This window comes from Pseudomonas sp. (assembly GCF_036387035.1).
GTDB lineage: Bacteria > Pseudomonadota > Gammaproteobacteria > Pseudomonadales > Pseudomonadaceae > Aquipseudomonas.
The window spans coordinates 1-22,033 of record NZ_DASVUM010000176.1; the positions used below are offsets into that span (position 1 = coordinate 1).

The 22,033-nt window shown below is 61.9% G+C and carries 21 protein-coding genes and 1 pseudogene; 12 read left to right on the forward strand and 10 right to left on the reverse strand.

What is annotated here, in order from left to right; translation table 11 throughout:
* A pseudogene (locus VF672_RS16850) lies at positions 1-265 on the forward strand (prolyl aminopeptidase); the annotation flags it as partial.
* 235 nt (positions 266-500) lie between these two features.
* Complete coding sequence (locus tag VF672_RS16855; protein WP_331105717.1) at positions 501-1,448, forward strand: glutathione-independent formaldehyde dehydrogenase; 948 nt, start codon at positions 501-503, stop codon at positions 1,446-1,448.
* A gap of 136 nt (positions 1,449-1,584) precedes the next feature.
* Here VF672_RS16855 and VF672_RS16860 read toward each other — a convergent pair whose 3' ends face one another.
* From VF672_RS16860 to VF672_RS16870, 3 genes are all read right to left on the reverse strand, one after another.
* Entirely contained in the window at positions 1,585-2,193 is a 609-nt protein-coding gene (locus VF672_RS16860; RefSeq protein ID WP_331105697.1) for a dTMP kinase, read from the reverse strand.
* Positions 2,194-2,266: 73 nt separating this feature from the next.
* Entirely contained in the window at positions 2,267-2,812 is a 546-nt protein-coding gene (locus tag VF672_RS16865) for a glutathione peroxidase (protein ID WP_331105698.1), read from the reverse strand.
* Positions 2,813-2,965: 153 nt separating this feature from the next.
* Positions 2,966-5,218, reverse strand: coding sequence for a putative bifunctional diguanylate cyclase/phosphodiesterase (locus tag VF672_RS16870; protein WP_331105699.1), 2,253 nt, complete (start codon positions 5,216-5,218; stop codon positions 2,966-2,968).
* A gap of 253 nt (positions 5,219-5,471) precedes the next feature.
* On the opposite strand from VF672_RS16870, the gene VF672_RS16875 reads away from it, so the two are divergent.
* Both VF672_RS16875 and VF672_RS16880 read left to right on the forward strand, forming a co-directional pair.
* Positions 5,472-7,055: a putative bifunctional diguanylate cyclase/phosphodiesterase gene (locus VF672_RS16875; RefSeq protein ID WP_331105700.1), complete on the forward strand. Its 1,584-nt coding sequence runs from the start codon at positions 5,472-5,474 to the stop codon at positions 7,053-7,055.
* A 165-nt stretch (positions 7,056-7,220) separates the two neighbouring features.
* Positions 7,221-7,379, forward strand: a complete 159-nt coding sequence (locus VF672_RS16880; protein ID WP_331105701.1) for a hypothetical protein — start codon at positions 7,221-7,223, stop codon at positions 7,377-7,379.
* A gap of 126 nt (positions 7,380-7,505) precedes the next feature.
* Here VF672_RS16880 and VF672_RS16885 read toward each other — a convergent pair whose 3' ends face one another.
* Entirely contained in the window at positions 7,506-8,426 is a 921-nt protein-coding gene (locus tag VF672_RS16885; protein ID WP_331105702.1) for an AraC family transcriptional regulator, read from the reverse strand.
* A gap of 297 nt (positions 8,427-8,723) precedes the next feature.
* Between VF672_RS16885 and VF672_RS16890 the strand changes: the two genes are divergently transcribed.
* The 3 genes from VF672_RS16890 (at position 8,724) to VF672_RS16900 (ending at position 11,740) form a co-directional block, all read left to right on the forward strand.
* On the forward strand, positions 8,724-10,049 hold the full coding sequence (locus VF672_RS16890) for a sugar ABC transporter substrate-binding protein (protein ID WP_331105703.1): 1,326 nt from the start codon (positions 8,724-8,726) through the stop codon (positions 10,047-10,049).
* Positions 10,050-10,103: 54 nt separating this feature from the next.
* Complete coding sequence (locus tag VF672_RS16895; protein WP_331105704.1) at positions 10,104-10,877, forward strand: L-iditol 2-dehydrogenase; 774 nt, start codon at positions 10,104-10,106, stop codon at positions 10,875-10,877.
* 86 nt (positions 10,878-10,963) lie between these two features.
* Positions 10,964-11,740: a YkgJ family cysteine cluster protein gene (locus tag VF672_RS16900; RefSeq protein ID WP_331105705.1), complete on the forward strand. Its 777-nt coding sequence runs from the start codon at positions 10,964-10,966 to the stop codon at positions 11,738-11,740.
* A gap of 52 nt (positions 11,741-11,792) precedes the next feature.
* On the opposite strand, the gene VF672_RS16905 is transcribed toward VF672_RS16900, so the two are convergent.
* The gene (locus tag VF672_RS16905; RefSeq protein ID WP_331105706.1) at positions 11,793-12,749 is read right to left on the reverse strand and encodes a threonine dehydratase; all 957 of its coding nucleotides are present in this window, start codon (positions 12,747-12,749) and stop codon (positions 11,793-11,795) included.
* A gap of 97 nt (positions 12,750-12,846) precedes the next feature.
* Here VF672_RS16905 and VF672_RS16910 point away from each other — a divergent pair, with 97 nt between their 5' ends.
* Entirely contained in the window at positions 12,847-13,665 is an 819-nt protein-coding gene (locus tag VF672_RS16910; RefSeq protein ID WP_414705623.1) for a helix-turn-helix transcriptional regulator, read from the forward strand.
* Positions 13,666-13,677: 12 nt separating this feature from the next.
* Here the strand turns inward: VF672_RS16910 and VF672_RS16915 are convergent, their stop codons facing one another.
* Together VF672_RS16915 and VF672_RS16920 are read right to left on the reverse strand one after the other, a co-directional pair.
* Positions 13,678-14,304, reverse strand: coding sequence for a glutathione S-transferase (locus tag VF672_RS16915; protein ID WP_331105708.1), 627 nt, complete (start codon positions 14,302-14,304; stop codon positions 13,678-13,680).
* A gap of 22 nt (positions 14,305-14,326) precedes the next feature.
* Positions 14,327-14,539, reverse strand: coding sequence for a DUF6434 domain-containing protein (locus VF672_RS16920; RefSeq protein WP_331105709.1), 213 nt, complete (start codon positions 14,537-14,539; stop codon positions 14,327-14,329).
* Between the two features lie 238 nt (positions 14,540-14,777).
* Between VF672_RS16920 and VF672_RS16925 the strand changes: the two genes are divergently transcribed.
* The gene (locus tag VF672_RS16925) at positions 14,778-15,059 is read left to right on the forward strand and encodes a hypothetical protein (protein WP_331105710.1); all 282 of its coding nucleotides are present in this window, start codon (positions 14,778-14,780) and stop codon (positions 15,057-15,059) included.
* A 10-nt stretch (positions 15,060-15,069) separates the two neighbouring features.
* Here VF672_RS16925 and VF672_RS16930 read toward each other — a convergent pair whose 3' ends face one another.
* From VF672_RS16930 to VF672_RS16940, 3 genes are all read right to left on the reverse strand, one after another.
* On the reverse strand, positions 15,070-15,897 hold the full coding sequence (locus VF672_RS16930; protein ID WP_331105711.1) for a DMT family transporter: 828 nt from the start codon (positions 15,895-15,897) through the stop codon (positions 15,070-15,072).
* Positions 15,898-15,972: 75 nt separating this feature from the next.
* Positions 15,973-16,878: a LysR substrate-binding domain-containing protein gene (locus tag VF672_RS16935; protein ID WP_331105712.1), complete on the reverse strand. Its 906-nt coding sequence runs from the start codon at positions 16,876-16,878 to the stop codon at positions 15,973-15,975.
* A 192-nt stretch (positions 16,879-17,070) separates the two neighbouring features.
* Positions 17,071-17,991 carry a LysR family transcriptional regulator gene (locus VF672_RS16940; RefSeq protein WP_331105713.1) on the reverse strand — a complete coding sequence of 307 codons (921 nt, stop codon included), beginning with the start codon at positions 17,989-17,991 and terminating at the stop codon, positions 17,071-17,073.
* A gap of 224 nt (positions 17,992-18,215) precedes the next feature.
* Between VF672_RS16940 and tcuA the strand changes: the two genes are divergently transcribed.
* From tcuA to VF672_RS16955, 3 genes are all read left to right on the forward strand, one after another.
* Positions 18,216-19,682, forward strand: a complete 1,467-nt coding sequence (gene tcuA, locus VF672_RS16945; protein ID WP_331105714.1) for an FAD-dependent tricarballylate dehydrogenase TcuA — start codon at positions 18,216-18,218, stop codon at positions 19,680-19,682.
* On the forward strand, positions 19,669-20,826 hold the full coding sequence (tcuB, locus tag VF672_RS16950; RefSeq protein ID WP_331105715.1) for a tricarballylate utilization 4Fe-4S protein TcuB: 1,158 nt from the start codon (positions 19,669-19,671) through the stop codon (positions 20,824-20,826). The genes tcuA and tcuB overlap by 14 nt, the downstream gene beginning before the upstream one ends.
* Positions 20,827-20,888: 62 nt before the next feature.
* On the forward strand, positions 20,889-22,033 hold a 1,145-nt coding region (locus tag VF672_RS16955), incomplete at its 3' end, for an MFS transporter (RefSeq protein WP_331105716.1).

Below are 22,033 nucleotides of genomic sequence, written 5' to 3' on the forward strand. Positions count from 1 at the left end.
CAAGAACAACCTGTTCCTCGAAGAAGACCAGCTCATTCGGAACATTGCCGCCATCCGTCATTTGCCGTGCCGGATCATCCAGGGCGGTCACGACATGATCGCCACGCCGAACTCTGCGTACCGCCTGCACAAAGCATGGCCCGGATCTGTTCTGACCCTGGTCAATGATGCCGGGCACGCGCCGTCTGAAACGGGTATCGTCAGTGGGTTGATCGAAGCCACGGAGCAGTTCAAAAAAACCGGTGGTTTCAGTGACATCCCGTAGCGTGATTCAGACACGGGACTGGGCACGGCGCGCGAGGATCGTGCGCCGCCGCTAGGCAGAATGGCGTTGGGGCTGCCCCTCGGTGTCCGTTGTCCTTAGCGACTTCTTCAAACAAGGTTGTACATTTATTTCGCCGTGCATAGGTTTGGATCCTTCGTGCGACGCGCCTTTCGTCTCCTTCACCGCCCCTGCCGCCCTGCTCGTCTAACCCCCGCGAAGCCCACCCGTAGGGACCATCCGAGCTGAAGGCGCTGCGGTCGATCGGGTCAAAGTCGGCGACAGGGTCTGCCTGCCGTTCAACATCGGCTGTGGTTTCTGCGAAAACTGCGAACGCGGCCTGACGGGTTACTGCCTGACCGTCAACCCCGGCAGTGCCGGTGGCGCCTACGGTTTTGCGGAAATGGGGCCCTACCAGGGCGGCCAGGCTGAATTGCTGCGCGTGCCGTATGCGGATTTCAACTGCCTGGTGCTGCCAGAAGACGCCAGCGAGAAAGAAAACGATTACGTCATGCTCTCTGACATCTTCCCCACGGGCTGGCACGCCACTGAATTGTCCGGGCTGCTGCCGGGCGAGAGTATCGCCATCTATGGCGCAGGCCCTGTCGGTCTGATGGCAGCGCACGCGGCAATGATCAAAGGTGCGTCTCAAGTATTTGTGGTCGACAGCCATCCAGACCGACTGGCACTGGCGGCCAAGCTGGGCGCCACGCCGATCAATACGGCACAGACCCAGGCGGTTGAGCAGATCATGAACCTGACTCACGGCAAAGGCACCGACCGTGGCTGTGAATGCGTGGGTTATCAGTGCTGCGACAAGCACGGCCATGAAGCCAATCACGAAACCATGAATAACCTGGTCGCCTCCACCAAGCCAACCGGTGGTATCGGCGTCGTGGGCGTGTTCGTGCCGCAAGACCCGAACGCCGCGAACGACCTGGCGAAAGAGGGCAAGATGGCCTTCGACTTCGGCTCGTTCTGGTTCAAAGGTCAGCAGATCCGCACCGGCCAGGCCAACGTCAAAGCCTACAACCGTCGCCTGGCCGAGCTGATCCACCATGACCGCGCCAAACCCTCGCAGATCATTTCGCACAGCCTGAAGTTGTCTGAAGGACCGGATGCCTACAAGCATTTTGATAAGCGGGCAGACGGCTGGACAAAAGTGGTTCTCAAGCCTTCGGCTTGACCTCTCGATCCCGTGAGATGCCCGAACACCAGCGTTTGATTGCGGGTTGACGGGCCATCAGGACCGAAGGCGCTTTACCGCCTTCGGTCCAACAACGTCCCTTATGCCGATGCGGCGTATACCGCATTCGATGCACTCAAAGCACGCTGTCTAGCGCTGCAACGATCTGCATCGTTGCCTCTTCCACCCGTCCTTCATTGCGACACACAACCCAGCCGTTATTCGACATCGCCTGCTCAAACGCCATGGTGCATTTGACGTGCTCTTCCAGCGTATGCAGCACGGTACTGCTCAGCCCACGCTTGCGCGCTGCGGCCCTCGCCCATGAAATCTCCGGCGCGGTGACAACCCCGACATGCACGTCCGGCACGCGGACATTCAAGTCAATGTTCAGCTGCAAGATGTCTGCAAACGGGACCAGGCGGCGAAATGCGGCATCGGACGGGTACCAGCGATCGATCAGAATGATGCTGTCCGCCGGCTGTCGGGTCAGGACGTGCCTGGAAATCCAGGCACGGCTTTGCGCCAGGCGCTCACAGACTTCCCATTCCATCTCCCGCGAGGGCTGTCTGACAAGCTGGTTGACCAAGGCCATCGTTGCGCCACGATGGGGATCACTTTTCTTCTCGCACAGCCGGATGACCTTGTGATTGCCAGCCCTCAGCAGGGTCGTGACGGCCTCCAGCAGCGTGGTTTTACCGGCGCCTTTTGGCCCATCCAGAGAAACGAACAGCGGACGATTCATGCTTTACACAACGGTCAACAGGCGGAGACGGATTGACCGATGAACGCCACGGTGGGCGAGCATCGGTCACAGTTCAGGCGCTCAAGGCCTGATCAATGGCGGCGGTCAGCCGTGGATCATCGGCCGTCACATCCGGCGCAAAGCGGCCAATCACCTTGCCGTCGCGCCCGACCAGAAACTTCTCGAAATTCCACAGCACGTCGGTGCCTGCGCCGCTCTCGATGCCGTAGCCCTTGAGGCGCTCACGGAAGGGGCCATCGCCGGTGGCTGCAGGCTGCGCGGCGGTCAGTTCGCGGTAGAGCGGATGCGCATCGTCGCCGGCCACCGAGATTTTCGAAAACAGCGGGAAATGCACGTCATAGGTGGTCGAGCAGAACGACTGAATGTCGCTGTCGCTGCCAGGCTCCTGCTCCTTGAAGTTGTTGGCCGGAAAGCCCAGCACCTCAAGTCCGGCGTCCTTTTTGTTTTGATACAGACTCTCAAGCCCTTCGTACTGCGGGGTCAGGCCACATTTGGAGGCCACGTTGACCAACAGCAGCACTTTGCCCTGGTACTGTCCCAGGCTGCCTGGCGTGCCATCGATCTGCTTGAGGGGAATGTCATACAGAGAATCGGTCATGTGTGGCTCCTGCTGAGTTGAGTCAACTTGGCCGACCATCATCGGCCGGCCTGCGGTAACACCTTAAAGCGTCCGGCCAGTGATTGCCTCCATCTTTTACCGGGTGTCAGCGCAACCTGCTCGCCTGGCAGGATGACCAAGACAAAACCCTCCTCACTCATCCACCGACCATGACCGTAACAATGCCGACACTTCCTCTGCCCTGACTGGCGGGCTCAGCAGATAGCCTTGAACAAACGGACATTCCATTTCCTTCAAGCGATGAAGCTGAGCCAACGTCTCGACACCTTCAGCCGTGATATCCAGGCTCAGGGCCCGTCCCAGGGAAAGGATGCTCCTGACAATGGCGTCGCTTCTGTCAAACGCCATCATCCTGGAGACGAACGACCGGTCGATTTTGATGGCATCGAGCGGGTATCGATCGATGTAACCCAGCGAGCTGTAACCCGTGCCGAAGTCATCCAGCGCGATGCGGATGTTTAGTCTGCGCAACGCCTCGAGTACCTTCGCGATGGCGTCGGGCTGGTGAAGGAAGACTGATTCGGTGATTTCAATCTGCAGGTCCCCGGCGGCAATACCGGTTGATGCCAACACGCTTTCGACCTGGGCGACATAACCCGGACGATTGAGCTCGATGCCCGAGACGTTGACGTTCAGGTGCAACTGCAACCGGGGGAATTTCTGCTTCCAGCCATGCAGCGCTGTGCAGGCCTGCTGCATGACCCAGTGGCCGAGTTCATGAATAACGCCGATGTCTTCCGCGACCGGAATGAAGGCTTCAGTGGGCACGTTACCCAATTCAGCATGCAGCCACCTGACCAGCGCCTCTACCCCGCTGATTTCGCCCGTCTTCACGTTATAAACAGGCTGGTAGACAACATAAAACTCATTGTGGACGACCGCTTTTTTCAGCGCATTCTGCATCAACAGCGCGTCGACAGCGTTCTTGCGCATGGACGGGTTGAACGTTGCCCAGCGCCCCCTGCCCTGCTTTTTGGCTGCGTACATGGCGACGTCGGCGTCGCGCAGCAGATCTTCCGGTGATGTGTGGGACGCGTCGGCGGTAACGATGCCCAGGCTGCACGACGTGAAGATGTCCTGGCCATTGATCACGACCGGCAAGCTGAGCTGACTCACAATCTGTTGAGCGACCTCGACCGCGTCTGCCGCACTGGCCCGCTCGGCAAGAAGAATGGCGAATTCATCGCCCCCGACGCGGGCGAAGACATCACCCTCGCGAACGCAGCTTTCGAGGCGCCGCGCCACCACCTTGAGCAGGTGGTCACCGGCGGTATGACCCAGGCTGTCGTTGACAAACTTGAATCGGTCCAGATCCAGGAACAGGACGGTAACGGCGGGCACGTGTCGGCGGTCGTCGCAGTTGAACAGGGTCATTAGCCGGGACATGAGGTACGCCCGGTTATGCAGCGAGGTCAGGTCATCATGGAACGCTGCATAGGACAACTCTTGCTCGATGCGCTCACGTTCCAGCAACCGCGTCTCCAGAGCGACCTTGGCGTCCCTGTCGGCCTGCGCCTGCCGAACCAGCAACTCAGCTGCTTTGCGTTCACTGACATCACGCTGCACTGAAACCCAGTGCGTGAACCATCCGTGCTCGTCAGCCACCGGAACGATGCTCAACTGGACCCAGAACTTGCTACCGTCTTTGCGCACGTTGATCAGTTCAACTTCGACGGGCTGCCAGTGAGTCAGGGCCTCACGTATCAGGTCCAGCGTGGCCCGGCTGGTTTCTGCCGATTGAAGTATGCGGGGGGTCTTGCCGATGACGTCAGCGGCATCAAACCCTGTGGTCGCCAGGAAAGCCGGGTTGCAATAAACAATTCTCGGCCCGGGCAGATCGATCGGTTCCGCTTCGGTAATCAGAATCGCGTCCTTGGCATTCACCACAACCGATTCCAGCAACCGCAGGCGTTCGATCATCGAGTTGGCTGTTGAAGCGGGCTTCTTCCCCTCGCCATTCATCAAGCTGCCAAACAGCGCGCCGTGCGTCTGCAACGCATAGACCTGCGCGGCGCTAAGGCGTCGTCGAGGGTCGCTGCCCGCGACCAGCATCACGCCCAGCAAATGCCCGTCGCCGCCCCGAACAGCAACGCCCACGAGAAGGCCGTCGCAAAAATGCATGAAACGGTGGAACAGCATCGGGACACTCCGCCCCGCCACTTCGCTGATGATGATCAGATTTTCATGGGAGAGCGCCTCGCGCAGAAAGTCTTCTGCCTGCGCATCCACGGGCAGGTCTTGGTGCACGCCGTAGGTGGCGATGATTGCCCATTGCCCTTGCGCCCCGCCCAACAGCATCGCGCTTGAGCAGTCTGCCGAATGCGCGGCAGCCTGCGTCAAGAGTTTCATGGCATCTCGGCTTTCGGTGTAGACAGTGTCTGGCATGGGGTGTCCTGCCGCGCTCAAAGGGGGCGCCAAGCGGGCAAGGTACCACTGCGCCGTTATTCCTGCAGAGTGCTGTGACAGATCGGCGGTCGCCGCTCACCACTGGCGATTCGCCCTGCGATCGACTCCCCTTTGGAGGTGCCGTTGTCACGCCTATCGCTTAATGCAAAGTCTTCGATCAACGGTACGAACCTATGTGCCACGATGGCAGTCTGATATCACCTAATGCCTTCCTGGCCCTGCGAGGCCTGCCATGACTGACCTACACCGCCGCAACCCTTGTCGCCTGCCCGTGCTGCTGTTGATCGCGCTGTCCACTGTGGTCGGACTGTCCATCCTCTGGGAGTTCAAGCTGGAAGCCTGGGTGATGCACTGGCTCTCGCTGCCCTACGACGGTGACTTTGAAGACGCCGAAAGATGGCGATTCGTCCTGACCTCCACGGGATTTTCGCTGGTCTCGTTGATCATCCCGACCATTATGCTCAAGCGCTTGATTGCCAACACGCGATCGAGCTACCGCCGCTTGCAGCAGGCCCAGGCACAGACCGAAAACCTGGCCACCTATGACTCCCTCACGGATCTGGTCAACCGCCGCATTTTCATGCAAATGGTCCGCAGTCAATTGAGCTTGAAGCGCCCCGTGGCGGTCATGCTCATCGACCTTGACCATTTCAAGGCGGTCAATGATCAGCACGGCCACGCGGCCGGCGACGTTGTGCTTGTTGAGATAGCCCGCAGACTAGAGGCCATTGCCGACGACAACGGTGGGGTTGCGGTGCGCCTGGGCGGCGATGAATTCTGCCTGCTGTTTCTCGGTTTCAAACATCAGACCGAGCTCAGCCAGATCGCCGAGGCGACGGTGCTTCAACTCAGCGCGCCGTTGTCCTGCACCGTGGAGCCGTCGGCCCTGGGCGCCACCCTTGGCATATCACGGTCATGGACGGACGCTAAGGACGCCTCGGCATTGCTGCACTGCGCCGATACGGCAATGTACCGAGGCAAGAAGGACGGGCGATCGACCTATAACTTTTACGACAGCGAATACGAAAGGCAACGCCGTGCCCAGGCCGATCTCGAACTGGCGCTGAAACGGGCGGTTGAGGCGGATCAGATCGTGCCCTATTTTCAACCGATCGTGGCGCTCCCCTCACAGGACGTCGTGGGTTTTGAAGTCCTTGCCCGCTGGCTCAAGCCAGACGGCAGCACAGGCACGCCCGCGGAGTTCATCCCGGTGCTTGAGCGCCTGGGGTTGATTCCGGCCATGACCCGTTCCCTGATCAGCCAGGCCTGTCGGGCCGCCAACCGCTGGGACGACCACTTGCGTTTATCGATGAATGTCAGCGCGGGCATGGTGACCGACGAGCGCTTTCCCCAGCAGCTTCTTGAGCAGTTGCGCGAAGAGCAATTTGCGTTTCATCGCTTCGAAGTGGAAATCACCGAAGAGGCGCTTGTCGGCAATCTGGACGCGGCGCAGCGCAACCTGAGCAAGCTGCATGACCACGGCATTACGGTCGCGCTGGATGACTTTGGCATTGGCTATTCGAGCCTTTACCACCTGACGCGGCTGTCCATCGACAAAATCAAAATAGACCGGTCGTTCTTTGAAGCCGGGCAGACCGATCACCTGCCCATGGTCGAAGCGATTCTGGGCATGGCGCGGAGCTTGAAAATGCAAGTCACGGCTGAAGGCGTCGAGGAGTTTCACCTGCCTCATCTGCCGTCGTGGCTGGCCCACAGCGGCTGCAACTACGCCCAGGGCTACCTCTACGGCCGACCGAAGCCGGCGTCGAGCCTGTTCTGCTACAACCATGTGTCTTTCGCCCAGCAGGCAGGTTGATCAGTGACCGGCATCCCCTTGGCCTGACCTTCGCGGGTAGTCGGACAGGGGATCGAAATGCACTGAACGCTCAAGCGGCCACTGACTCCAAACCATGCCCCGGCCACACGCTCCGCTTGTTGCGCCGGTGAGCATTCGAGTCACCTGCCAGATCAAGGAATTCCCATGACCGACCCACGCAACGTCGCCCACGACAAAAAAGTACAGCAAGAGAAGAAGAACCACGGCGAAGACGTAGCGCCCGATGCCGTGCACGCACCCCAGCCTGGCATGAAGCCGGCACTCAAGCACGACGATGAGGCCGAGCAAGACGAACAGGCTTGAGTCAGACGCTGAACTGAGCTGAACAAGACCGTTTGGCGGCGCTGATGCACGTCAGCCGCCGCTGCACCGCGGCCTCCAGCACGCCCTCCTCGCGTGTCCCCTTTTCCCCGCTCCGCCACCCGGCACTCAGGCCCCGCCTGATGCAGCCCGCGCTGGCCCGCTGTTTCTTCGATAATCCGACGGTGTCAGGTTCATCTCATGGCGGAAGTGTCGGTTGAAGTTCGACAGGTTGATATAGCCCACCTCGAAGCAGACATCGACGACAGACATCTGCGTTTGCAACAGCAACCGGCAGGCTTTCTGGATCCGCAGTTTGCGCATGAGGTCGATGAACCCATGGCCTGTGGCGCGCTTGAAGAAGCGTGAGAATCCCGGCTCGCTCATGCGCAACTGCCGGGCGATCACTGAAAGGCGGATATCCCCGGTGAGCTCGCGCTGCAAGTAGTCGAATGCCTGCTGAACCCGCTCGGCGCTTACGGCATCCAGCGCGGGTGCATAGCATGCACTGGCCAGGCTCTTTGCCTCACCTTCTGGCGCTGCGCCTAGCGTGTCGAGTAACTGAAGAAATAACACCAGACGCGGCAAGCCGTCGGCCTTGCCTATGTGTTCGAGCAAATCGGCGGCCTGCGTGGCGGTCGCACCAGTAAACTCCAGCCCTCGCCGCGCACGCTCAAATAGCCCTTGCAGTTCGCCCAGTTCCGGCAGGGTCTTACGCAGCCCCAACAACGTAGCGCCGTCAAATTGAAGCACCACGTCACGGCCTTGCAGGTGTTCCCCCGGCGCCAGATCGCCCATCCAGTCGTGGGGCAGATCAGGCCCCATCAGCGCGACATGGCCGGGACCAAACGCGCCCATGTAATCGCCCGCCAGCAGTTTGCCGCTGCCTTTGCGGATCAGATGAATCTCGTATTCGGGATGATGGTTCCAGCGCGCGAGGGCATACGGATAGTCGTGCTCGTACCAGCGAAAGCTTTGCTGCGGCGCGGGCAAGATGATCTCCAGCTCGGCCGGCAATTGCTCGAATAACGCTGTTCGGCTGTCAGGCATGGCCCGCCCCTTTGTTATCGTTCCTGGTGCCTGCATGAACGCACCCTACCTTTTTTGCGATAACCGGCTCCACCTCAATGGTCGCGGTCCGGTGGTACTTTTTTGCGTCAGGACTGTGCTCGCGAAGCCAGGTTAAAAAACCATCAGCGGACCATGCTCAACAGGTTAGTTGCCCGGCCTGCAAACTGATGTAATCAGCCCATCAGCAGCGCAAGGCCAGACGTGAAAAAAACGCCCCGCGCGGTTGAACACAACAACAATAATGATTCTGCGCCGTGGCGTGGAGTGGAGAGCGACATGAAGATTACCCATCACGCGTTGCTGCTGCCTGCCGGCCTGTTGCTGGCTGGCCCATTGCTGGCTGGCCTAAGCCACGCCGCCGAAACGATCACCATCGCGACCGTCAACAACAATGACATGATCCGTATGCAGCGATTGTCGGGCGTATTCGAGAAGCAGCACCCCGACATCAAGCTCAACTGGGTGGTGCTGGAGGAGAACGTGCTCCGCCAGCGGCTGACGACCGACATTGCCACCCAGGGCGGCCAGTTCGACGTGCTGACCATTGGCACTTACGAGACGCCGCTGTGGGGCGCCAAGAACTGGCTCGAGCCAATGAAAGACCTGCCCGCCAGCTACGACCTCGACGACATCATCCCTTCCGTGCGCCAGGGCTTGTCGGTCAACGGCACCTTGTATGCGCTGCCGTTCTACGGCGAGAGCACAGTGACCTACTACCGGACCGACTTGTTCAAACAGGTCGGCCTGACCATGCCCGAGCACCCGACCTGGACCCAGCTCGGCGAGTTTGCCGCCAAACTCCATCACCCCGACAAGGACCAGTACGGCATGTGTTTGCGGGGCAAGGCAGGCTGGGGCGAAAACGTGGCCCTGCTGACGACGATGGCCAACGCATTCGGTGCCCGCTGGTTCGACGAACAATGGAAGCCTGAGCTCAACAGCCCCGAATGGACGGCTGCGGCCAACTTCTACGTCAACACGCTCAAGCACTACGGACCGCCGGGCGTCTCCAGCAACGGCTTCAATGAAACCCTGGCGCTGTTCAACAGCGGCAAGTGCGCGATCTGGGTCGATGCCAGCGTGGCCGGCTCCTTCACCACCGACAAAGAACAAAGCAGGGTCGCGGACAGCGTAGGGTTCGCACCGGCGCCGGTTGAAGTGACGGACAAGGGTTCATCCTGGCTGTACGCCTGGTCGCTGGCGATCCCGGCGACCTCCCAACACAAGGACGCCGCCAAAGCCTTCACCGCCTGGGCCACGTCCAGGGAATACATCCAGCTGGTCGCCGAGAAGGATGGCATCACCAACGTGCCGCCAGGCACCCGAACCTCGACTTACAGCGACGCCTACCTCAAGGCCGCGCCGTTCGCCCGCGTGACGCTGGAAATGATGAAACACGCCGACCCGGCCCACCCGTCCGCCAAGCCTGTGCCCTACGTCGGCATTCAGTACGTGACCATCCCGGAGTTTCAGGCCATCGGCACCTCCGTGGGCAAATTGTTCTCGGCCGCCCTCACCGGCCAGACCTCCGTGGAACAGGCGTTGGCTGCCGCGCAGTCGACGACGGTGCGGGAAATGAAGCGCGCCGGATACCCCAAGTAAATGTATTGGCGGCCGTTGTCGGCCGCCATTCAACCCATGACGGAAGCCCCTTCAATGAAACGACTGCAAGGTAAAAGCGCCCTGATCACCGGATCAGCCCGCGGGATCGGACGCGCCTACGCCGAGGCGTATATCCGCGAGGGCGCGACCGTGGCCATCGCCGACATCAACCTTGAACGCGCGACACAGACGGCCACCGAGTTGGGCGCCCAGGCCTTCGCGGTGCGCATGGACGTCACCGATCAAGCCTCTATCGACGCGGCCATCGCGGCCTGCGTGGCCACCAGCGGCAAGCTGGACATCCTGATCAACAACGCTGCGCTGTTTGACCTGGCGCCTGTCACGCAAATCACCCGAGAGAGCTACGAACGTCTGTTCGCGATCAACGTGGCCGGCACGTTGTTCACCCTTCAGGCCGTGGCAAAGCAAATGATCGCCCAGGGGCACGGCGGCAAAATCATCAACATGGCGAGTCAGGCCGGCCGCCGCGGCGAGGCGCTGGTGGCGGTTTACTGCGCGACCAAGGCCGCCGTGATCAGCCTGACCCAATCGGCGGGGCTGGACCTGATCAAGCACCGGATCAACGTCAATGCGATCGCACCGGGTGTCGTCGACGGTGAGCATTGGGATGGCGTGGACGCGTTGTTCGCCAGGCATGAGAACCTCCCGCTGGGGGAGAAAAAGAGGCTGGTCGGCGCCCAGGTGCCCTACGGCCGCATGGGCACCGCCGAAGACCTGACCGGCATGGCGATCTTTCTGGCCTCGGCGGAAAGCGATTACGTGGTCGCCCAAACGTACAACGTGGATGGCGGCAACTGGATGAGCTGACGGCGGACGGGACGCCGGACTAACCAAATCATGCCCACCCCCGTATGATTCTCGCTCAACGAACATTCGGTAAAGGTGTGATGAGCATGGACGAATCGGCAGCCCCCGCCACCGTCAGTGGCCTGAGCGTAGACCCCGACGTGCAATTCGACTGCGTCGGGTGCGGCGCGTGCTGTCGCGGCCGCTTCGTACCCTTGACCTTGAGCGAAGCGGTGACCTGGCTGAAGCGCGGCCATGCTGTGGGAGTCTTGCTTGAGGCGTTTGACGAATCGCTCTGGCCGGTCGCATCGCCTGAATACGCCTACAACGCCGGGCGGTCCGCGCCTGTTCAGGGCGGTTCCGGCGCGCTGCGGGTGACGGTGATTCTGGCGGCCAATGCGCTGCCGGAATGCCCGAACCTGCAAACCAACGGGCTCTGCTCGGTGTATCTGGAACGACCGCTGGTGTGCCGCATCTACCCGATGGAGATCAGTCCCTTCATCCCGTTGCGGCCCGAGGCCAAGGACTGCCCGCCCGAAAGTTGGCAGCAAGGCAGCCTGCTCGCCTCCGATCAAGGGCTGGCCATGCTGGTCCAGCAATCGCGCCAGACCGACCGCGATGATGCCCGACGTAAAGTGGCGGTGTGCGAAGCGCTCGGCCTGACCGTTGCCGGCTGGAAAGGCAACGGGCTGGTCATCCACCAGCCCTCGGTCCAGGCGCTGCTGGCGGCCTGCGAAGGGACCGACGCCGACGCCCGACCCGCGGCGCAAAACTGGCAGGTCAAGGCAGAAGACCCTGCCTTGCGGGCGTATCTGCACGCTCAGTCTGTGCCCTTGGCCGACGCCCCCACCGACGCTTACCTCTTCCACTCGGTGCCGCGCTGAACGGTTGGCTGCGAGCCTTTAGCCTTTAGCCTTTAGCCTCAAGCCTCAAGCCTCAAGCGAGGATGCGCGCATAGACCGACCGGTCCACATTGCCGCCGGACAGGATCACCCCGACCTTCTTCCCTGCCATGGTCTGACGCTCTTGAATGAGCGCGGCCAGTGCAGCGGCGCCTGCGCCCTCCGCGAGGTTGTGGGTGTCGGTGTAGTAGACGCGCATCGCCTCGGCGATCTCGTCGTCGCTGACGGCGACCATGCGTGACGCTCCCGTCCGGTAAATAGCGAAGGCAGCGGCAATGGGCCTGCGCACGGCAAGGCCATCGGCAAAGGTGTTCGCCGACGGGGTTTGCAGCACCGTGCCTTCCTCAAACGACCATTTGGCGGCCGCCGCCTCGGTGGACACCACGCCGACCACCCTGGTGGTCAGGCCCAACGCGTCGCGGGCGGCGATGACGCCGCAAATTCCGGACCCACAGCCGACAGGCACGTAGACGGTGTCCAGGTCCGGAGCGGCCACGAACAACTCCAGCGCATAAGTGGCCACGCCCTTGAGCAACTCGACGTGAAAGGGAGGAACCAGGTAGTGCCCATGCACATCCGCAAGCCGCGCCGCTTCCTCGCGGGCTTCATCGAAATCGCGTCCGCATTCGATTACCGTACCGCCGAGGGCACGCATGGCGTTGTTCTTCTCCACCGAGTTGCCTTCCGGCACCACGATCACGGCACTCAAGCCCAATGCAGTGGCGGCGAGCGCCAGGCTTTGACCATGATTGCCACGGGTGGCGGTGACGATTCCGGTCACGCTTGGGTACGTACGTTTGAGCCAGTGCATGAAGGTGATGCCGCCGCGCACTTTGAACGCACCGGTGGGCGTGTGGTTTTCATGCTTGACCCACACGTTGCAATTCAGCCGTTGGGCCAGCAACGGCCAGGCGTATTGCGGGGTCGGCGGCATGACCGCGTACACCTGGCGCGCGGCCTGTTCGATCTCGTCGCGGGTCAGTCCGTGCATGGCGTGGCTCCTCGAAAATTTCGACCAGTCTAGTCAGGGGCTCGCCGCGCAGGCTTTCAAAAAACTGACCTGACTTTTGAGCACACCTGTCATTACTATGAACGCCATGAACCCGACCAAACGCCCGCCTCACCCGCTCCCCTCCGAACCGGTTCGCCGCGTCGAGGCAGGCCCGTGGATGATCGAATTGCTCCCCGCGGCCCGCTACGCCACCCGCTACGTGGCGAACCGGGCGGCGATCGGCTTTGCCTTCGAAAGCCAGCGCGGCGTGCACGCCATCGGCAGCGACCGGGTACAACCCTTCGATGCGGTGCCCAACGGCCTGGCGTTCATTCCCGCCGGTTGCGACGTGTTGTCCGAATCGCCCACGGGCGGTGAGTACCTGCGGCTGCTGCGCACGGACGGGCATTCGCTGGACGGCGACCACGTGTTCAACAATCGTATCGATACCCAGGCGATCACCGTCGCGACGAGGATGCGAGCGGCGTTGTTGCAGCCCTCGCCCGCAGACGATTGGGAAGGTTGGGCGCTGACGCTGGCTGACCGGGTCGATGCCAAAAGCCCGCTGGCCCCGCCGCGGCAAGGCTCGATCGATGGCAGTCGGTTGCGCAGGCTCGATGAGTTCATTGACGCAGGCATCGACGGTCCGCTTGGGGTACAGGCCATGGCGCAGATGCTGGGGTTGTCCGAGGGGTATTTCATGCGGGCTTTCAAGCACACCACGGGCAAAAGCCCGCACAGCTACTTGATCGACCGCCGCCTGGCCAAGGCCCGTGTACTGATGCGCGACGCCGACGCCCGCCTGGCTGACATCGCTCAGGCCTGCGGCTTCAGCTCACAGGCGCACATGGCGACCGCGTTCCGCCTGCGCATGGGCATCAGCCCGGCGACGCTGCGCCGGCAATTGATGCCCTGAGGCGTCACCCGCTCACCAGCCACGCCGTTGCGAGACGGCGAGGATCAGCGGATGCCGATCAAGGACCTCGAGGGCCGCATGAAACGCGGGGCGGACGGTTTTCAGGTGCTCGCGCGCGCCGCTCCAGCGACTGACCACGCAGGCGAGTATCTCAACGGCGCCGGGCGCCTCGGGATGCCAGACCACCGCGCTGCCGAACACGTCGCTAAAGGTCTCCCACTGGCTGTGCAGGTTGCGCGTCGCCCCCACGACCAAGGCCTTGCGTTGATCTTCATCGGCGTCAGGCAGCCAACGTTCCGGGTAGTCGATGACGCCGATGGACGCGTAGCAGTTGGCGGTGATGTAAGTCAGGGCCCTGAGTTGCTGAGCGCATTCGAGCGGGTCCCGGGACAAAAGCCTGGCGTGTGGAAATTCCAGCCCCAGGTGAATGAGGATGGCCGCGCTCTCGGTCAGCACTGCGCCGTCGGCCGTGACCAGTGTCGGCACTTGCAGCAACGGGTTCAGGCGCCTCAGCTCCTCCTGTCCAGCGCCTTCTTCCCACGAACTTGCGGCAACCCAGCGGTACTCGGCGCCACACAGCGCGAGCGCCATTTCGATGGCAACCGATCCTGACCGATGCGCGCCAAATAGCGTAAACATATCGCCGCCCTCCCCGGGTTTTTCAGCTGTGGCCATGTCGCCGTTGCCATTCATCCGCAACATCGCCCAGCGTCTTTTGAGTGTCGTTGCGTATCCAGGCCATGAACTCCCGGTTGAACGTGAACGTCGGGCCGCATTGCGCGGTCAAGAACCGGCGCACGTTCTGGGTGTTGCGGTAATCCGGGGTGACTTGGGTGTGTCGGTCAAGCGGCTCGCTATGCCAGTCAAACGCCATGGGAAATGCTCCTTGCGGGTGAGTTCTGATTCACGCAGCTTCAGCATACACACCGCAAAACTTCTGCCGCCACCCTCAGGCTTTTTTCTCGCCGAAGCCGGTACTGGCGGATTGTCACGCGTAACGTCTGAGTGGATTTTACGGAATCGCCGCGGTCAAAGACCGGGATCGCGGGATCAACCTGTCATCGCATCCCGCCCCGCTCAGCCTGCAATTGATGTGCTTGCCTGGAGGCCCCATGAATCTGCACACGCCCCTGACCGATGATGCGGGATCGCCGCCTCAGCCGGGCTGGTTCTCCAACGAGCACCACACCCGCATCGACGAACTGATCACCAGGCTCAACACCAGCGACACCCGGGAAAGCGTGTCGCGTTACCACGCCATGGCCGAGGGCTATTTGCTGGGCCTGCTGGACAGCTACCACGTGAGTGCGGAACACCACGATGCAGTGCGCCAGTACCTGCACAACCTGGCCATTGCACGGTTGAAAGCGGTGAAACCGAAGCTGCGAAGGTGATGAAGCGCCGTTAACCGATGACAATCGTGCCCGCCGCGATGACAACGCATGCCATGATCTTGCGTGCCGTCAGCGACTCCCCGAGAAAGAAGTAACCCAGCAACGCCGCGAACAGCACGCTGGTTTCGCGCAGCGCCGACACCGCGCCCATGGGCGCCAGGGTCATGGCGTAAATCACGATGCCGTACGCGAGCAGCGACACCAGCCCGCCGCAGAACGCCGTGATGAACCCCGGCCTGATGGCCACCAGGCTGCGTGCATCGCGCAGAACGATGTAGGTGATCGGCATCAGTACGCCCCACAGCGCGCACATCCAGGCGGTATACGCCATCGGCGCACCGGACAAGCGCCCGCCTATGCCATCCGTGACGCTGTAGGCCGCAATGAAACACCCGGTGCCCAGCGCGTAAGGAAGCCCGGGGATATCCAGCTTGCGGCCCTTGAAGGCGAGGGAAATGATTCCGGCCGAGACCAGCGCGATGCCGACCATGGCTTCGGTCCCCACCACTTCGCCGGCAAATATCGACGCGCACAGCGTGATCAGCACCGGCGATGAGCCCCGTGATATCGGGTAAGTCTGGCCGAGGTCGCCGCTGCGGTACGTGCGCACAAGGAACAGGTTGTAGCCGATGTGCAGCACCGCGGAGAGCACCGCATAGGGCCAGCTCTGCGGCGCAGGAGCGTCCATGAACAGCGCTCCGGCCACGCTTACGATGGCAACCGCCACGCACATGATGGTCATCGACCAAAGCTTGTCACCGCCGCCGCGCAGCAAGGCATTCCAGCTGGCGTGCAACAGCGCGGCGAAGAGAATCAACAGGATGATGTGAATAGGCATGGGCAATCTTAGTCATTGTGGCGGCCGAAATAAAAACGAAGTCTGTTCATCCGAGGATGAGAAAATCCTCATGCCTCAGTGGTAATCCGTGCCGGCTGCGGTCGATTCGCCGATCAGCCAGTCGCGAAAGCTCGCCACATGCGCCTGCGTTTCGATCCCTTTGGGACAGACAAAGTAGTAGGCCACTGGCGAAGGAAAAGGCACGTCGAACAGCCTGACCAGACTGCCGTCGCGCAGTTCTTTTTCCACATGCCCGCTTCGCACAAGCGCGATGCCCTGGCCCAGCAGCGCCGCTTCAACGGTCATGTTGGTGTCAGGGAAGCGAACGCTTTCTTTCAGCGAGGTAACGCCCAGCCCTATGTTCTGAAACCAGACTTCCCATTTGGGCACCAGGTCGGAACCGTCCCGGGCCAACAGCGGATAGCGCAATAGCTCGGCCGGCTCCCGAGGCGTGCCGAAGCGCTTGAGCAAGTCGGGGCTTGCCACGGGGAATATGTGCTCCCTGAACATGAATTCCGAATGCAGCCCGGTATAGTTGCCGCCGCCCAGGCGGATCGCCACGTCAGCTTCGCCGCTGGCGAAGTTGATGATGGTGTCGGTGCAGTCCAGGGTGACGAGGATTTCCGGGTGCAGGTCGGACAGCTCAGGCAGACGCGGCAACAGCCATTTCAATGCGAAGGAATAGGTTGTACTGACCTTGAGCCGGAAGCGGCCTTTCTCTTCCCGAAGGTCGGCCAGCGTGGCCTCAAGGTTCGTGAAAAACGCCCGCACGATCGGCGCCAGGGCGGCACCTGCCGGCGTCAGGCGCAACGATTTACCGCGCTGAAACAGCTGCAGCCCCCAGATGCCCTCGAGATTTCTCAACTGGTGACTCACCGCACTTTGGGTGACGTGCAGTTCTTCGGAGGCGGAGGTGAACGTCGCATGACGGGTGGCGACCTCAAAGGCACGCAAGGTAGCGGTGGGTGGCAGGTCTCTCATTTCACTGCGCCTCGACGGACAATCGGCGTTGTCGCTGACTATGAATGGAGGCTCATGATAGAGCATTCTTCGGGCAGTGCACCGTTGAGAGCGTGACCTTCGGAGGTCTGTGTTACGGCCCGGTGAGACTGCCGCGGTCCGGGCTGAGCGACGAAGGTCTCTATGCAGCGGGCAGGTCTGTAGAGGTCTGCTTCATAGCAGCGTCGCCCCCGGCCACTCTCGTTTTTCCACCAACTCCCTCACCACATCCCGAATCACTACCCGCGCCGCCAGCGCTGCCGGGGAGAGCTCTTCATCCGGAAGGCTGGCCAGGATGTTGCGGCGCATCAAATGGCGGTCGTGAATCTGCACCACGCTCAGCCCTGCGTTCGCCGAGCGCGCCGCCGCTGCGCCTGGCTGCAGGGTGGCGGCGATCCCGTGACGGACGACATCCATCAGGGTCGCCAGCCCGTCGATTTCCATCACCACGTTCAGGCGCATGCCGGCGGCTTCGAAGGCACTGGCGAGGGTCGCGCGCAGGCCGTGGCCGCTGCTCGGCAGTACCAGCGGAATGTCGCCGATCTGCGCAAGACTTAGCGTATCGCCGGGGGGGATACCAGGAAATCCGGGCGCGTGCAGCAGGGTCACGGCTTCGTCGAGCAGCGGAATCATGCTCCAGCGACGGGCAATATCGGCCTGGAATACCACGGCCAGGTCCAGCTGGCGTGCGCTCAGCTGACTGGCGAGGTAGCCGGAGAGCATCTCCACCAGGTGCAGCTGGATGTCCGGATAACGCTCACGCATCGCCTCGATCAACGGCAGCGCCAGCACGCTGGCCGTGGTCGGTGGCAGGCCGACGCTGACGTAACCGCGCATGCGACCGCGCTGCGCAGCCTGCACGGCGGCGTCGGCCTGGCGCAGGGTCAATTGAGCATGATGAAGGAACGCCAGGCCTGCGGCCGTGGGACTGACACCGGTGGTGGTGCGATTGAGCAGGCGGGTGGCGAGTTCGTCTTCGAGCTTGCTCATCTGCTGGCTCAACGCGGAGGTGCCGACATTCAACTCCAGGGCGGCGCGGCCCAGGCTGGTCATCTCGACGACTTTGACGAAATAGCGAAGTTGGCGCAGTTCCACGGCAATCCTTTATTCAGGTGAGCAACGAGCGGTCAAGCCAGCCACGCCCAGGCGGACTAACGGACAGGCAGGCAGTTAAAACACGAACAGTGCTGCGCAGCCTAACCCTTTACTAAAACTAAAGCCCCCACACGTGAACCCGTCTTTCGGCCATTGCCGCCTGTCTCTACTGTCCATCACCGCCAGTTGCATCCTGTCCAGCGCTGGCGTGACGAGGAGTGATGATGGTTGACGTTTTGGTGATTGGCGGCGGCAACGCGGCCTTGTGCGCCGCGCTGATGGCACGTGAGGCCGGGGCCAGCGTGATGCTGCTCGAGGGCTCGCCGAAGGTCTGGCGAGGGGGCAATTCGCAGCACACCCGCAATCTGCGTTGCATGCACGATGCGCCGCAGGACGTGCTGATCGACGCCTACCCGGAAGAAGAATACTGGCAGGACTTGCTCAAGGTGACCGGCGGGCTGACCGATGAAAAGCTCGCGCGCATTGCCATTCGCGCCTCTGCCACCTGCCGCGACTGGATGCGCTCCCACGGCGTACGTTTTCAGCCACCCCTCTCAGGCGCGCTGCACGTCGCGCGCACCAATGCGTTTTTCATGGGCGGCGGGAAAGCCCTGATCAACGCTTATTTTCGCAGCGCCGAGCGCCTGGGCGTCCAGATTCGCTACGACGCTCAAGTCACCGATATCGAAATGAACGACGGTGCGTTTGTTGCCGCGCACATCGGTGAGCGGGAGGTGGACGGAAAGCGGCTGCCGGCCGAGCGCATCCAGGCGCGAACCTGCGTCATGGCGGCGGGCGGTTTTGAATCCAACCGCGAATGGCTGCGCGAAGCCTGGGGTCAGAATGAACGGGGTGAATGGCCGTCGGACAACTTTCTTATCCGCGGCACGCGCTTCAACACCGGTGTGTTGCTGCGGTGCATGCAGGACCTGGGCGCCGACATTATCGGTGACCCGACCCAGGCGCACATGGTGGCGATTGACGCTCGCGCGCCGCTTTACGACGGCGGCATCTGCACGCGAATCGACTGTGTATCGCTGGGCGTGGTGGTGAACCGCGACGGTGAACGTTTCTACGACGAAGGCGAGGATTTCTGGCCCAAGCGCTACGCGATCTGGGGACGTCTGGTGGCCGGCCAGCCCAACCAGCAGGCGTTCTCGATCATTGACCAACAGGCCGTCGGGCGCTTCATGCCGCCCGTGTTTCCGGGCACTAAAGCCGACACGCTCCAAGGGCTTGCGCGACTGTTGAACCTGCCGGAAGCGGCCTTTATCAAGACCGTCGAGGACTACAACCGAGCCTGTCAGGTCGGCACCTTCGACCATACCGCCCTGGACGACTGCCACACCGAGGGCCTGACACCTGCAAAAACCCATTGGGCGCGTCCGCTGGTCAAGGCGCCCTTTTACGCCTATCCGCTCAAGCCGGGCGTGACCTTTACGTACCTCGGGCTGGCGACAGACGAAACCGCCGCCGTGCGTTTCCAGGGCAAACCCTGCCCCAACCTGTTCGTCGCTGGAGAAATGATGGCGGGCAACGTCTTGGGCAAGGGATACACCGCGGGCATCGGCATGGCCATCGGCACTGCCTTCGGCCGTATCGCGGGTGTGCAGGCAGCCGCCTGCGCCGGCTTCGGTCCTTCTTCAGTACACGCTTCAGGACAATCGGAACGTCGACATGCAACTGTTTGATCCAAAGGCGTCGAGCGCCTTGATCCCGGTCCTCAATCTGCAGGAAAGCGAAGTCGAGCGACAGATGACCATCTGCAACGCCTGCCGCTACTGCGAAGGGTTTTGCGCAGTGTTCCCGGCGATGACCCGTCGCCTGGAGTTCACGCAGGCAGACATCCACTACCTGGCGAACCTGTGCCACAACTGCGGCGCATGCCTGACGTCCTGCCAGTACGCGGCGCCCCACGAGTTCGCGGTCAATGTGCCCAAGGCGATGGCGAAGGTGCGTCTGGAAACCTACGCCGAGTACGCCTGGCCGAAGCCGTTGGGCAAGCTGTATCAGCGCAACGGTCTGACCCTGGCACTGGCGGCGGGCGGTGGACTGGCGTTGTTTCTGTGCCTGACGCTGATGATCATGGGCAATCTGTTCACCGCCATGGCGGGCGGAAACTTCTACGGGATCTTCCCGCACAACACCCTGGCCCAGATGTTCGGCGCGGTGTTCGGTTTTGCGGTGCTGGCGCTGGGCATTGGCGTGCGCCGCTTCTGGCGCGATGTGTCACCCGCGCAATCGACGCTCCCGCTTAAAGCCAGCGCGGCGCTGGAGGCCAGCGCCAACGTCGCTCAGCTCAAGTACCTGGACGGTGGCCACGGCGAAGGCTGCACCAACGCCGACGACGAATTCACCCTTTGGCGCCGGCGCTTCCACCACTTCACCTTTTACGGTTTCATGCTGTGCTTTGCCGCCACCGGCACGGCCACGCTGTATCACTACCTGCTGGGCTGGTCGGCGCCCTACCCGATCTTCAGCCTGCCGGTGATGCTCGGCATCGTCGGTGGCATTGGTCTGCTGGTCGGGCCGGCCGGCCTGCTATGGATGGGCCTGCGGCGCAATCCGGAACAGGGTGACGACAAACAGAAGCCTATGGACCGAGGCTTCATCGCGCTGTTGCTGCTGGTCAGTGGCAGCGGTCTGGCCCTCCTCGCGTTCCGCGAAAGCAGCGCGCTGGGCCTGCTGCTGGCCGTTCATCTGGGGCTGGTCATGGCGTTCTTCCTGACCATGCCTTACAGCAAGTTCGCCCACGGCATCTTTCGCAGCGCCGCCTTGCTCAAATATTCCATCGAGAAACGTCAGCCCAATCCGATCAACGCGGGCAGCGACTGACGTCCGGCACCCACGCCCACCCGTTTGCACATCCCATAACAACAAAGAGTCCTGAGTGAGCCATGAATAACACCCCCGAAGCCACGCGACCCAGCGCCTCCAAAGTCGGCGCGATCATCCGCGTTACCAGCGGCAACTTTCTTGAGCAGTTCGATTTCTTTCTGTTCGGGTTCTACGCCACCTACATCTCGCAGACGTTTTTTCCGGCCACCAGCGAGTTTGCCTCGTTGATGATGACCTTCGCCGTGTTCGGTTCAGGCTTCCTGATGCGTCCGCTGGGGGCCATCGTGCTGGGTGCTTACATTGACAAGGTCGGTCGACGAAAAGGCCTGATCGTGACGCTGGCGATCATGGCCTGCGGGACCGTGCTGATCGCGCTGGTGCCGGGTTACGCGAGCATCGGCGTTGCGGCGCCGATCCTGGTGTTGCTCGGCCGGCTGCTGCAGGGTTTTTCCGCCGGGGCTGAACTGGGTGGCGTGTCGGTGTACCTGGCTGAAATCGCGACCCCGGGCCGCACCGGTTTCTACACCAGTTGGCAGTCCGCCAGCCAGCAGATCGCAATCATCCTCGCTGCCGCGCTGGGCTACGGCATCAGCACGACCCTGCAGGCGAGCGAAATCGCCGCCTGGGGCTGGCGCATTCCGTTTTTCATCGGTTGCGTGATCATCCCGTTCATCTTCGTGATTCGACGCTCGCTCCAGGAAACCGAAGCGTTCAAGCGCCGCCTGCATCACCCCAGCACCCGCGAAGTGTTCCGTTCGATGCGTGAGAACTGGCGTACGGTTTTGGCGGGCGGATTGCTGGCGTCCATGACCACCACGACGTTTTACCTGATCACGGTCTACACCCCGACCTTCGGCCGAACCGTGCTGCACCTGAGCACCACCGACAGTCTGGTGGTCACGCTCTTCGTGGGATTGACCAATTTCATCTGGCTGCCCATCGGCGGTGCGCTCAGTGATCGTATCGGTCGCCGCCCCTTGCTGCTGGGCATCTCGCTGCTGTGCATGCTCACTGCCTACCCGGCGATGCACTGGCTGGCGGAAGCGGCGAGCTTCGAACGGCTGCTGGCGGTCTTGCTGTATTTCTCGTTCTTCTTCGGCATGTACAACGGCGCGATGGTGGCCGCACTGACCGAAGTGATGCCTCAAGAGGTGCGCGTGGTCGGGTTTTCCCTTGCGTTCAGCCTGGCGACGGCGGTGTTCGG

Coding starts and splice junctions, on each gene's coding strand:
- VF672_RS16860 (WP_331105697.1), bottom strand. CDS start 2,193: ATGAATCGTCCGCTGTTCGTTTCTCTGGATGGGCCAAAAGGCGCCGGT.
- VF672_RS16865 (WP_331105698.1), bottom strand. CDS start 2,812: ATGACCGATTCTCTGTATGACATTCCCCTCAAGCAGATCGATGGCACG.
- VF672_RS16870 (WP_331105699.1), bottom strand. CDS start 5,218: ATGCCAGACACTGTCTACACCGAAAGCCGAGATGCCATGAAACTCTTG.
- VF672_RS16875 (WP_331105700.1), top strand. CDS start 5,472: ATGACTGACCTACACCGCCGCAACCCTTGTCGCCTGCCCGTGCTGCTG.
- VF672_RS16880 (WP_331105701.1), top strand. CDS start 7,221: ATGACCGACCCACGCAACGTCGCCCACGACAAAAAAGTACAGCAAGAG.
- VF672_RS16885 (WP_331105702.1), bottom strand. CDS start 8,426: ATGCCTGACAGCCGAACAGCGTTATTCGAGCAATTGCCGGCCGAGCTG.
- VF672_RS16890 (WP_331105703.1), top strand. CDS start 8,724: ATGAAGATTACCCATCACGCGTTGCTGCTGCCTGCCGGCCTGTTGCTG.
- VF672_RS16895 (WP_331105704.1), top strand. CDS start 10,104: ATGAAACGACTGCAAGGTAAAAGCGCCCTGATCACCGGATCAGCCCGC.
- VF672_RS16900 (WP_331105705.1), top strand. CDS start 10,964: ATGGACGAATCGGCAGCCCCCGCCACCGTCAGTGGCCTGAGCGTAGAC.
- VF672_RS16905 (WP_331105706.1), bottom strand. CDS start 12,749: ATGCACGGACTGACCCGCGACGAGATCGAACAGGCCGCGCGCCAGGTG.
- VF672_RS16910 (WP_414705623.1), top strand. CDS start 12,847: ATGAACGCCATGAACCCGACCAAACGCCCGCCTCACCCGCTCCCCTCC.
- VF672_RS16915 (WP_331105708.1), bottom strand. CDS start 14,304: ATGTTTACGCTATTTGGCGCGCATCGGTCAGGATCGGTTGCCATCGAA.
- VF672_RS16920 (WP_331105709.1), bottom strand. CDS start 14,539: ATGGCGTTTGACTGGCATAGCGAGCCGCTTGACCGACACACCCAAGTC.
- VF672_RS16925 (WP_331105710.1), top strand. CDS start 14,778: ATGAATCTGCACACGCCCCTGACCGATGATGCGGGATCGCCGCCTCAG.
- VF672_RS16930 (WP_331105711.1), bottom strand. CDS start 15,897: ATGCCTATTCACATCATCCTGTTGATTCTCTTCGCCGCGCTGTTGCAC.
- VF672_RS16935 (WP_331105712.1), bottom strand. CDS start 16,878: ATGAGAGACCTGCCACCCACCGCTACCTTGCGTGCCTTTGAGGTCGCC.
- tcuA (WP_331105714.1), top strand. CDS start 18,216: ATGGTTGACGTTTTGGTGATTGGCGGCGGCAACGCGGCCTTGTGCGCC.
- tcuB (WP_331105715.1), top strand. CDS start 19,669: ATGCAACTGTTTGATCCAAAGGCGTCGAGCGCCTTGATCCCGGTCCTC.